Annotated in this window: 17 protein-coding genes and 2 tRNA genes; 4 read left to right on the top strand and 15 right to left on the bottom strand. The window is 48.3% G+C overall.

Annotation, left to right across the window (positions count from 1 at the left end; all coding sequences use genetic code 11):
* The 5 genes from AACV31_RS12320 to AACV31_RS12300 form a co-directional block, all read right to left on the bottom strand.
* On the bottom strand, nt 1-188 hold a 188-nt coding region (locus AACV31_RS12320), incomplete at its 3' end, for a putative holin (RefSeq protein WP_221413636.1).
* An 86-nt stretch (nt 189-274) separates the two neighbouring features.
* Nucleotides 275-427 (bottom strand): DUF3927 family protein, encoded by a 153-nt coding sequence (locus AACV31_RS12315; protein ID WP_165157134.1) that lies wholly within the window; start codon nt 425-427, stop codon nt 275-277.
* A complete protein-coding gene (locus AACV31_RS12310) occupies nt 424-849 on the bottom strand; it encodes a tellurite resistance TerB family protein (RefSeq protein ID WP_165157132.1) in 426 nt (141 codons plus the stop codon). Before AACV31_RS12310 ends, AACV31_RS12315 begins: the two co-directional genes overlap by 4 nt.
* Nucleotides 850-1,155: 306 nt before the next feature.
* Nucleotides 1,156-1,230: transfer RNA gene (locus AACV31_RS12305), tRNA-Gly, on the bottom strand.
* 3 nt (nt 1,231-1,233) lie between these two features.
* Nucleotides 1,234-1,309 (bottom strand) — tRNA-Thr (locus AACV31_RS12300).
* Nucleotides 1,310-1,697: 388 nt separating this feature from the next.
* On the opposite strand from AACV31_RS12300, the gene AACV31_RS12295 reads away from it, so the two are divergent.
* Nucleotides 1,698-2,885 (top strand): DUF4236 domain-containing protein, encoded by a 1,188-nt coding sequence (locus AACV31_RS12295; protein ID WP_165157130.1) that lies wholly within the window; start codon nt 1,698-1,700, stop codon nt 2,883-2,885.
* Between the two features lie 167 nt (nt 2,886-3,052).
* Here AACV31_RS12295 and AACV31_RS12290 read toward each other — a convergent pair whose 3' ends face one another.
* The 9 genes from AACV31_RS12290 to AACV31_RS12250 all read right to left on the bottom strand — a co-directional run bounded on the left by AACV31_RS12290 (nt 3,053) and on the right by AACV31_RS12250 (nt 7,650).
* Entirely contained in the window at nt 3,053-3,418 is a 366-nt protein-coding gene (locus tag AACV31_RS12290) for an antiterminator Q family protein (RefSeq protein WP_165157128.1), read from the bottom strand.
* A 24-nt stretch (nt 3,419-3,442) separates the two neighbouring features.
* The gene (locus AACV31_RS12285) at nt 3,443-3,727 is read right to left on the bottom strand and encodes a DUF1364 domain-containing protein (RefSeq protein ID WP_255491437.1); all 285 of its coding nucleotides are present in this window, start codon (nt 3,725-3,727) and stop codon (nt 3,443-3,445) included.
* A gap of 2 nt (nt 3,728-3,729) precedes the next feature.
* A complete protein-coding gene (locus AACV31_RS12280) occupies nt 3,730-3,930 on the bottom strand; it encodes a hypothetical protein (RefSeq protein ID WP_165157126.1) in 201 nt (66 codons plus the stop codon).
* A gap of 2 nt (nt 3,931-3,932) precedes the next feature.
* Nucleotides 3,933-4,388 (bottom strand): YbcN family protein, encoded by a 456-nt coding sequence (locus tag AACV31_RS12275; RefSeq protein WP_165157122.1) that lies wholly within the window; start codon nt 4,386-4,388, stop codon nt 3,933-3,935.
* A gap of 168 nt (nt 4,389-4,556) precedes the next feature.
* A complete protein-coding gene (locus AACV31_RS12270) occupies nt 4,557-4,820 on the bottom strand; it encodes a hypothetical protein (RefSeq protein WP_165157119.1) in 264 nt (87 codons plus the stop codon).
* A 564-nt stretch (nt 4,821-5,384) separates the two neighbouring features.
* A complete protein-coding gene (locus AACV31_RS12265) occupies nt 5,385-6,110 on the bottom strand; it encodes a replication protein P (protein ID WP_165157117.1) in 726 nt (241 codons plus the stop codon).
* Nucleotides 6,107-6,910 carry a replication protein gene (locus tag AACV31_RS12260; protein ID WP_165157115.1) on the bottom strand — a complete coding sequence of 268 codons (804 nt, stop codon included), beginning with the start codon at nt 6,908-6,910 and terminating at the stop codon, nt 6,107-6,109. The genes AACV31_RS12265 and AACV31_RS12260 overlap by 4 nt, the downstream gene beginning before the upstream one ends.
* 115 nt (nt 6,911-7,025) lie before the next feature.
* Nucleotides 7,026-7,358 (bottom strand): helix-turn-helix domain-containing protein, encoded by a 333-nt coding sequence (locus tag AACV31_RS12255; protein WP_080787372.1) that lies wholly within the window; start codon nt 7,356-7,358, stop codon nt 7,026-7,028.
* Between the two features lie 55 nt (nt 7,359-7,413).
* Nucleotides 7,414-7,650, bottom strand: coding sequence for a Cro/CI family transcriptional regulator (locus AACV31_RS12250; RefSeq protein WP_032990936.1), 237 nt, complete (start codon nt 7,648-7,650; stop codon nt 7,414-7,416).
* A gap of 75 nt (nt 7,651-7,725) precedes the next feature.
* On the opposite strand from AACV31_RS12250, the gene AACV31_RS12245 reads away from it, so the two are divergent.
* The 3 genes from AACV31_RS12245 (at nt 7,726) to AACV31_RS12235 (ending at nt 8,720) form a co-directional block, all read left to right on the top strand.
* A complete protein-coding gene (locus AACV31_RS12245) occupies nt 7,726-8,133 on the top strand; it encodes a helix-turn-helix domain-containing protein (RefSeq protein ID WP_081590888.1) in 408 nt (135 codons plus the stop codon).
* A 171-nt stretch (nt 8,134-8,304) separates the two neighbouring features.
* The gene (locus tag AACV31_RS12240; protein WP_255491435.1) at nt 8,305-8,433 is read left to right on the top strand and encodes a hypothetical protein; all 129 of its coding nucleotides are present in this window, start codon (nt 8,305-8,307) and stop codon (nt 8,431-8,433) included.
* 11 nt (nt 8,434-8,444) lie between these two features.
* Nucleotides 8,445-8,720: a hypothetical protein gene (locus AACV31_RS12235; RefSeq protein ID WP_237714227.1), complete on the top strand. Its 276-nt coding sequence runs from the start codon at nt 8,445-8,447 to the stop codon at nt 8,718-8,720.
* Here AACV31_RS12235 and AACV31_RS12230 read toward each other — a convergent pair.
* The coding region (locus AACV31_RS12230; protein WP_221413635.1) for a hypothetical protein at nt 8,691-8,963 on the bottom strand (273 nt) is incomplete at its 5' end. The two genes, AACV31_RS12235 and AACV31_RS12230, sit on opposite strands and share 30 nt — an antisense overlap.

Below are 8,963 nucleotides of genomic sequence, written 5' to 3'. Positions count from 1 at the left end.
ACAATAAACGACACCAGAAAGTGCGATGCCACCCGCCAGGCGGAAAGCGCCTGCGGCATCGTGGCCACAAACAGCGCACCGGCAAACGCACCGAAAACAATTCCGAAATCCGTGTTGGTAAACAGCCCGAATGCGGTCGCCCCTCCGAGCGCCGCAGCCGCGCCCGTCCCGGATAAGGGTTCAGACATGAGCTTCTCCTGTAAGAAAAAGGGCCACCAGAGCCCTTAAAAACAACACCCTGTCAAAGGCACCCGCAGATGCCTTTTGCATGGTGTTATTCTGTTTTACGCATCAATGGCCAGAGCACGGCGATCACTCCGGCCACCAGCACAGCGTCTGCCAGCACCGACATCAGCCGCCCGGTGAAGTCCACCGCTACTACCAGAAACAGCAGGACGGCAGCCAGCACAATGCGCACACTTTTCACAGGTACTGGTCCAGCGGTAACTGAAGCGCCTGCGCAATTTTCTTGAGCTGTGCTTCTTCCTGCTCTCCGATACCATCCTGATCAGCGATATCAAGGCATAAGCACAGCACATCAACCGCCTCTGCGGTGCCCGCCACATCGGCAAGCTCACGCAGAGCCTGAGCGTTTGCACTGCGCGGGGATGCTTCATAACGGGCGCGAATACTGGCACTCATCTGTGCAATCTCACCGGAGAACGGCGCAAAAGCCGGTAGCGCAGCGATGGTTTTCTCCAGTACCGCAATTTCTTTTGCATCGCAGGTGCCGTCGGCATATGCAATGGAATATGCGCCCCAGACGGTCGCCTCCACTGCATCCCGGTTCTCCATCTTCCTGACTTCGGTAACGACTTTGCGGGTTTTCTTTTTAAAAAGACCAAACATGTGACTTTTCCTTTTAGAGGGTGAGCCTTCGCCCGAGGGTGATCAGCCCACAGAGAAAGTCATACTGACCACCCCGTAGGCTCACCCCTGAAAGGCTCTGTGGTTGACGATGCGCCGGGCGTGGCGCAGTTATGAAAAAGGCCCGCCGAAGCGAGCCTGAGGAAGCGGATAAAAAAAGCCCCGCCGAAGCGGGGCAATCACCCTATGTATGATTGTGACTATCTATAAGCTAAAGCCGCGGGGAAACACCTGCTCCTGCTAAGCAGGTTCCCCTTCCAGACTGAACAGAACGACTTACAATGTGACTGGAGCGGACAGCGGGAATCGAACCCGCATCATCAGCTTGGAAGGCTGAGGTAATAGCCATTATACGATACCCGCATATGGTGCCGATTACCGGAATCGAACTGGTGACCTACTGATTACAAGTCAGTTGCTCTGCCTGCTGAGCTAAATCGGCATGGATGGTTCTTCATGACAGGAGCAAGTCAGGGTAGGAGCCACCATCATTCAGAACCGGCGCAAATAATACTCAACAAAGATGGCAATTCAATAACCGTAATTTAAAAATGGGTAAATTTTTGTATTGTTTATAACAAAAACAACTATCGCTGAAAGCGGCAACAGAAAAAGAAAAACCCGCTCAGCGGCGGGTTTAAGGTGTGTAGCGAAGTAACCACTCTTAACAGCATATTTGTTTTTTTACGATTGTAAAATGTTTATCAACATAATTTCTATAGAATTCATGTCAGCAAAATGCAAAAATCCTCAATGAGCCTCGTGTCTCATCGCAGTATTATTGCCAGTATGGAATGTAACTTTAGACATTACTACACAGGGATTATCTTATGTCTCTTCGCTTCAGACAAACTTTTACCATTTTCCCCGGAGTTCACCTTAACATCGGTAAACATGGGGTAAGCGCAAGTTTTGGTGTCCCCGGAGCCACAGTTAATGTTAGCCCAAAAGGAATTAAATCAACTGTAGGGTTACCCGGTCCTAGTTTATCGTATACATCACCTCATTTACCATACAAAGATAAACCATCCACAACCATTCCGCTAAATCCGTCGTCTGTAGAATCTCCTATTGATACACCTGAGTTAATTTCAGGCAACACCCCATCAAATGCAAAAATGTACATGCCCAAAGCAGGCATGAATGAAATCTCTAGTGCCTCAGTAGAGGCCTTGACAAGTGCATCTCTTTTACCTTTACGAGACTTGATCGTTAAAGCACGAGAACAGAGAACGGAAATAGCAACGGACTTACAAGAGGCTCTTGCAGAAGAATCAAGACAAAAGAGCGAATTGACTCGACGTAAGTCAAGCCTGTTTCGATGGTTTTATAAACGTCGCATTGCAGAACTTGAAGCAACGCTACTACAAACACAAGCAGAAGTATCTCGTCTTGTATCCTGGGAAGATAACACTAAAATCGTCATTGATTTCGAAAATAGCGATTCCTCACAACGGGCTTATGCTGCAACGATTCGTGCTTTCGATATTTTAAAATCAAGTATAAAAAAATGGGATATTACCGCAGATAAAGCTACAGATCAGTTTGCAGAAAGGACGTTAGCTACACGAGCAGTTGATCGTCATCCAGTCGTATTTGATTTCGCTTCAACAGCTCTAATTCGTTTTGCTGGACGAGCAATGCGATTTGAAAACGCCAATGGCGACGATATATTACTTTATCCCGGCATTGCTGTAATTCCTCGCCCCGATGGGGCATTTGCCCTGATTGACTTACGGGAATTACAAATTAATGCGCAGCGTCAAGGGTTCCATGAAGAGGATGGTGTTCCGAGTGATGCCTGCATCGCTGGACATACATGGGCAAAAACAAATAAAGATGGCTCACCAGACCGACGATTTAAAGATAACTATCAAATTCCAATTTGCATTTATGGAAAGTTATATTTCCAGTCCAAAACAGGCATAACTGAAGAATACATGGTATCAAATGCTGATGCAGCTCTAGCTTTCGCAGAGGCATTTAAGCGCTATCAGGATTCACTTAGCATGGAGTAAGTGTTAATATAGAACCCATCTTCATATTTTATACCATTTGAATAATTACCTTAATAGAAGAAACCATTCAACAACTTAATACTGCCAGACAAAAAGGCAGCTAAAATATTCTAGTTTAGGGGCGTTATTCGCCCCTCATAAAGAAAAAAAATCCCATGTGAATTAAATTAACATTCCATCTCTAGTTTAACATCCAACATCATTAACATACCAGCCACGTTCCCCTCTGCTTTTTGCAACAAACGACCAACCCAGCAATCTGAACGTCCATGTTTCCTTGCAAGCGCCATAAAAGTCATTCCCCCAACATAATAATCCACGAGCAGATCATGCAAGTCACTGTTGTTCTTTTTCAGACGAGCCATGCAGCCACAGATAACCATTGCGTCATCATCACAACATTGCGGACGTGATTTAACCTTTGACGGAATCACCCCCTTAAATCCGGCAGCAATGGACGGCCAGGTAACATCTTCGTGGTTATTTGCCACCCATGCCCCCCAACACTCAAGAATCATCTGAATATCACGCATAAAAATCACCTCTGTACTCAAAAATCACTTGGGCATAATCAAACCGCGTCTTGTTAGCTCCCTGAGCGTCAAAACGATGGCGCGATCCATTAATGCGCGACGCTCCTCTCTTGTCAGTTCTCTGCCGTTATCAATCGCATGGTGGCAGTCAACACACAGCGCTGCCGTCAGACTATCATCGACCTTGAGTCCTGTGCCCTTACCCTCGTTACGGTGAGCAGCCTGTACGCCCCAGCGATTACAGAGCACGCAACATTCTATCTGGCGCACAGCGGCCAGCCATTTTGCACTCCGGTAAATACTCCCCATAGTCACCCCCACACCCGCTGCTGAAACGTTCTGTCCTGGCGTGGCGGGTATTTGCTCTCCGGCAGGAGCACGCGAACGGTGAATTTACGGCAGTCCGCAGAAAGATAGCGCTCAACTTTTGCCCCGCGCAGGCGATACCGGGATATCAACTCATCAGCTTCTTCGGCAGAGCAATCACTATGTTCAAACCAGCCCATACGCATGATTAAGCCTCCTGCTTCTGACGCAACTGCATGTATTCACAGTCGGCCGGAATGGTGAGCGGGCACCCGATACTCAGCGCCCAGGCCTCTACGCGCGTGAGGAAGAAGTGCATATCGCCCGTGTCGAGATCGGATGTGTGCCGGAGGGAGCGGATCGTGGTTTTCTCGCCGGTGATGACGTCGGTCATCTCGCGTTCTTCGTAGCCGAGGTAGGAATGCTTAAGTGCATCTTTTACCCACTCAGGGGTTGCGAAGGATTTGCCGCGCTTAATCAGATACGCGCTGATTTCGTTAAACCACATGTGCGCGAGCGCATTCTGTGAGAGGCTGCGAGACTCGCGCCACGGTTTGACGATCAAGCGGAAGCAGTCGCCGCCTGCCAGTAGCGGCTCTAACTGCTTGCCGACCGCTGAAAAATTGGATTTGTGCAAACGCACGCCGTCTTTAGGGAAGCTCAAGCCGCACCTCCTGAGAGGCCGAACGCCGAACACAGAAAAACCCCGCTTACGGGTAAAGCCGAAAGCAGGGCAAAATCGGGGAGTTTTAGAATTTGCATCTGCGCCATTAATTCCATTGAATGGCCCAGTATTACTTAGCGAGCTGTTCAGGCTCGGGGGGTATTTTAACTAAAACCAATTGCCTTTTGCATCACTGCGTGCCACAGAAGATGAAATTTCCTTGAAGGTTTTCAGTGAACACACAAATTCATCTTTTCTTAGTGCCGCTGACTTCCAGCGGGTTTTATCGAAGCGCGTAAACAGCACTCGTTCTGGTATCTTCGGCTTCCCGCTGCGAGTCTTTACCTCATCAATTTTCCCGACGACCTTGCCACTTTTGCAGTCGATCAGAATTAACCCGCTCTCCGGCAACGATAAGTTGATTACTTTCACAGTATAAACCCTTCACATACGATAACAATTGACAAAGAAAGTAATCAGGCCTGATTCAATTCAGGCGCGATTATTAGGACTCCCCCAAAACACCGCAACAGTAATTTAATCAAAAATTAACTATTCAATGACATTAATGAAACGCATAGCGAATACACTTTCGGAAAATTGATATATATCAAGTTAAGTCTTTTTTGGTAAAAATCACATTTTTGATCTGGGTGCTAGAACCCCTCGAAACAGCTTTCAGTGTATGTGAGAACTAATACTCACCTCAAACTCACCAGCTCATCCATAAGCTTAGAATAGAGAATAAGGGCCAAATCAGCCCACTGAGTCGTTAAAAACCGATGAGGCAGGGATAACCCCATAAAAACAAAGAACGCGCCTCATAGCCGCGCTCATGCGGCATTCATCAAAAACCACGTTTACGCTTTCGGCTTTCTCATCCACTAGCAGGCTGTGTGCGAGCCTTTGCCAGCCACGCGCAACCTGCCTAGTGGTGAAGCTGGTGGCCTCCGGCAGTGGTTGTTTAAGGGTTTTGCTCGGTGTCATAGTTTTACCTCATGAAATGCTCTTGCCTGATTTCTTCAAAATGTCGCGCCGTAATCTGGCGATGATTTCTAAGCCCCGCTCGCGGGAAACGGGCTGCGGCCTGGGCTGTTCGATCATCGGCACAGGGTCAGGGATGGTTTCGCCGTTGGCGATACGCCGGGCCATTTTTACCAGCTCGGCCTTTGCATGCTCCGCCAACTCCTGCTCTGTCCAGCTGTTCAGGCGCATTCCGCTATACAGGCCCGTAACCAGCCAGTAATGAGCCGCCTGCTGCCACGGGTAATCCTCCGGGGAGGCGTAAAGCCCACGACAGGCGCAGTAGGTGCGCACCATTGCCAGCAGTTCGGCCACTGCCGGAAGCCCGGCCTGCTCGAACTCCCCTTCACGGCACCAGTCGATAAACTGCCCCGGCGACGGCCAGAACGGGGAAAGGCTGGCGCGTGCTCGCTTCATGCCTGCGGCCAGTTGTTCACGGCGGGTGATGCCGTTCTCGGCGAAAGCGATGATCCACTGCTGCTTTGCTGCGGCCTCGTCAGCCTCGGTGCGCAGGCTGGTGGCGTTTGCCGCAGGGAATACCTGCTTGAGCTGGCGAAACAGCGCATCAACCAGACGCTCAGCCTCGGTGTTTACTACGCCCTGTTCGGGGCGCTCCGGCGCCGGATGGTATTTACCTGCCAGCCGGGAGATCGTGCGGTTGTCGCATTGTGCGATGGCCTGAATCAGTTGCTGGCTCAAAACACGTCCTCCCACGCTTCCGGGCTGTTCCAGTGCGGAACGTGACCAGCGTTAACCGGGGCTACGGCGCGTCCGGGCGCTTTGACGCGGAATAAACCCTGCCAGCCGTTGGCGATGGACTGGTTAATCACTTCCGCCGGATTATCGCCAGCATCCCGGTACTGGCTCAGCAGCTTGATGGCCTTCGTCACGGTAAGCATGGACTTGATCGGTTTTTTGCTCTCGGCGCGGTACTGAACCCATTCACGCCAGACAGCCGGATCGAGCCAGTCAGGCAGATCGACCTCAAGCGGGTTAAATTTCGCCTTTCCCCCCTGGGGGGTTAGGGGGGTTATATATATTTTATTTTTATTTCTTTTGTGTTTAGCCGAGTTGGCTAATGTTTTATTAGCCGAGTCAGCTAATGTTTTATTAGCCAAGTTGGCTAATCTTTCATTGCTTTTGGTATTAGCTGATTCAGCTAAACTTTTATTAGCCGTTTTGGCTAATGTTTTGCTGTTTTGGCTAATGCCTGTTTTCCAGTCAGATACGACTTTATTAATGCCCAATTGGTTACCCGATGAAACAAGAACGTTCATCGCGATAAGCTCATTTTTTGCCTTGCAGATGTGGGTATGATGAATCCCAGTTTCCTCCGCAATCTGCACATTAGAAATGCGATCCAGCGCCCTGCCGAACCCGTAAGTTTTGCGCATTACCGCCAGCACAACTTTCAACTGTCGCGCCGTCAAATCGGCAACAATAATAGCCTCAAGTAGCTCATTTGCGATTCGGGTAAACCCGTTATCTAAGTCAGCCACACGTTCACAGACCTCCCGTTTTTCAGGGTATAGCTGAACAACTTCACCCAACCGGGAAGTGCCAGCGTTTACAGGTTTCAAAGCTCCTGGCATAATTACCTCGCAAATGTACGATTTATTTGCACTCAGAAGCCCCGGAACTGTTGCCGCAGTCCGGGGTTTCGCCTTTTAAATGCTCCAGCATTGAGATCAGCGCTTTCGCTACCTCTGCTGTTTGCTCGCCTTTGATGATTACTGTCTCTTCACGATCATCGAATCCAATAACCGCCAGCAACCTGGCAGCACGCTCAACAAAACAATTTTTTCCGGTCTGCATCCGGCTAATTTGTGAGTGATGCACACCCATTTTTTTTGCAACCTGCGCCACGCCCAGGGCGGCTATGCCGCTCCTGATCCGGGTTTCAATCTGTAATTCCTTGCTGGTTGTGCTTTTTTGTGTGGTATTCATCTTTAATAATTCTTTCATCCAGTGATTTAAAAACTTGTCTTGCAATGATTACGAATCATTCAGTTTTGTTTCGTTTGTTAATGCGCTTTTGATTCCGCTCTGATTTAAGCTGCTTATAAAATTCCGTATCAAACATCAGCTTGCCTTGTGTAGCATTGCTTAGTACGGCAGCCGATCCTTTCGGAATGAATCCGGCATTGACCCAACGAGATACAGCCGACTGGGTAACACCAGCAGCAATGGCTAATTTGGTTTTATTACCGAAGAATTTTATTGCTTCTTCTGTAAGCACGTTCATCCCTCCTTACTTTTTTGCAAGAGGTTATTGCTTTACTTAACGCAAGTCAACTTGATTTATATTAAGTCCATGAAACCTATGTCACTACATGAGCGCATCGCAGCGCGTCGTAAAGAACTGGGCCTGGCCCAGCAGAAGCTGGCCGATATGGTCGGTAGATCTCACGTTACCGTTTATCGCTGGGAGACTGGAGACGCAGAGCCTAAAGGCAAAAACCTTTTTGCATTAAGCACTGCATTGAGATGTTCGCCTGCATGGTTACTTTTCGGTGATGAAGATAAGCAACCCGAACCGCCTAATGAGGCGGCCTCTGTTCTTGATGAACAACAGCAGAGGATGCTGCAACTTTTCGATGCCTTACCTGATTCAGAAAAGGAGTCAATAATCAATGAGTTAGAAGTAAGGGTTGATAACTTCAATCGGCTCTTTGACGAATTATTGAAAGTCCGCAAAAAGCAAAACTCCCTTAAAAAGTAGCCTTTTCAATAGGTTACTTTTTTTTCATGCCTCAACTTACTTTTTTGCAAGAAAAACCCTTGCGAATAAACTTTATTTTAGTTAAGTTTATCCCATCGACAGCAATCACGGCTCAGTGATACTTAGCAAAACGTTCCGCCAACCCGGCGTTAAGAGGGTAATGAGGTAAGCATGGATAACAGCACGATCATGGAAAAGGCATACGAAGATTACTTTGAAAGCCTTGCTGAAGGTGAAGAAGCCCTTAGCTTCAACGAGTTCAATCAGGCGCTATCCAGCAAGACAAAAGCAAACGACTGATGAGGTTTACGATGGGCGAGACAAAACTGAAACATGTTATTGCGCTGCTACTGGAAGACGCAAAACGCCTCCAGCAGGTGGAACCAAACGCAGGCACCGAGGCCCGCATTTGGATTGCCCGGAGGGCACTGGCAGAGCATCAGGAAAAAAGAATCGCCGATGACCTGTGCTCGCACATTCAGCGTTTAAAAGATGTGATTGGACATCTTGAAACAGCAACAGAAGCTACCGAAGCCCGGGAAAGACTTCTTGCGGAGCTAAAACTTATCCAGACCGAGCTGAAATGAGTCCTTAATCTCATAAACCACGATTCGTGGATTAGGCCGGATTTGTTGAGCAATATTTTTGGCGAGATGGCCAACGTAAGAGACTGATTCGGTGCCACTTACGTTATAAAACACATATTCAGCATCAGGTAGACTGAAGAAGTCATCGCTACCAGGAAATCTGGTGAATTGATAAAAACCATGTGCTTTCATTTTTTCATGTAAAGCGGTGTAGTCTGCGGTTTCAGAATTACGTAATTCTAC

Source organism: Cronobacter sp. EKM101R (assembly GCF_963888145.1).
Lineage (GTDB): Bacteria > Pseudomonadota > Gammaproteobacteria > Enterobacterales > Enterobacteriaceae > Cronobacter > Cronobacter turicensis.
This window is presented reverse-complemented; position numbering and strand designations above follow the sequence as displayed.